The organism is Streptomyces sp. NPDC003691 (assembly GCF_053981115.1).
The window spans coordinates 1-1,307 of sequence record NZ_JBSFNQ010000233.1 but is presented as its reverse complement, the minus strand read 5'-3'; the positions used below and the strand labels follow the sequence as shown (position 1 = coordinate 1,307).

The following is a 1,307-nucleotide window of genomic DNA, read 5'->3' as shown; positions in this document are numbered from 1 at the left end:
TTCCGTGAGGTGGAGCAGTTGCGGCGGCACCGGGCGACCGGTTTCGGGCTGGAGGCGAAGAAGCCGCACACCGACGGTGTCGTCACCGGCTGGGGCACGGTCGAGGGGCGGACGGTCTTCGTCTACGCCCATGACTTCCGGATCTTCGGCGGCGCGCTGGGCGAGGCCCACGCCACCAAGATCCACAAGATTATGGACATGGCCATCTCGGCCGGTGCGCCCCTGGTCTCCCTGAACGACGGCGCGGGCGCCCGGATCCAGGAGGGCGTCTCCGCCCTCGCCGGATACGGCGGCATCTTCCAGCGCAACACCCGCGCCAGCGGTGTCATCCCGCAGATCTCCGTGATGCTGGGCCCGTGCGCCGGCGGCGCCGCGTACTCGCCCGCCCTCACCGACTTCGTCTTCATGGTCCGCGAGACCTCGCAGATGTTCATCACCGGACCCGACGTGGTCAAGGCGGTGACCGGCGAGGAGATCACCCAGAACGGTCTGGGCGGCGCCGACGTGCACGCCGAGACCTCGGGCGTCGCGCACTTCGCGTACGACGACGAGGAGACGTGCATCGCCGAGGTGCGCTACCTCCTCTCGATGCTGCCGCAGAACAACCGCGAGAACCCGCCGCACGTCGCCGCGGCCGACCCGGTCGACCGGCGCTCCGACGTCCTGCTCGACCTGGTCCCGGCCGACGGCAACCGCCCGTACGACATGCACAAGGTCATCGAGGAGATCGTCGACGACGGCGACTTCCTGGAGATCCACGAGCGCTGGGCCCGCAATATCGTCTGCGCCCTCGCCCGCATCGACGGCCAGGTCGTCGGCATCGTCGCCAACCAGCCGCAGACCCTCGCCGGGGTCCTGGACATCGAGGCCTCCGAGAAGGCCGCGCGCTTCGTCCAGATGTGCGACGCCTTCAATATCCCGATCGTCACCCTGCTGGACGTCCCCGGCTTCCTCCCGGGCGTCGACCAGGAGCACGGCGGGATCATCCGGCACGGCGCCAAGCTGCTCTACGCCTACTGCAACGCCACCGTGCCGCGGATCTCGCTGATCCTCCGCAAGGCCTACGGCGGCGCCTACATCGTCATGGACTCCCAGTCCATCGGCGCCGACCTCACCTACGCCTGGCCGACGAACGAGATCGCCGTGATGGGCGCCGACGGCGCCGCCAACGTCATCTTCCGCCGCCAGATCGCCGACGCCGAGGACCCCGAAGCCATGCGCACCCGCATGGTCAAGGAGTACAAGTCCGAGCTGATGCACCCGTACTACGCGGCCGAACGCGGCCTCGTCGACGATGTCATCGACCC

Annotated in this window: 1 protein-coding gene; it reads left to right on the top strand. The window is 69.0% G+C overall.

Features of this window, described 5'->3' with window-relative positions; all coding sequences use genetic code 11:
• Nucleotides 1-1,307 (top strand): acyl-CoA carboxylase subunit beta (locus tag ACWDR0_RS34920; protein WP_456355851.1); only part of this gene is annotated, 1,307 nt, incomplete at both ends.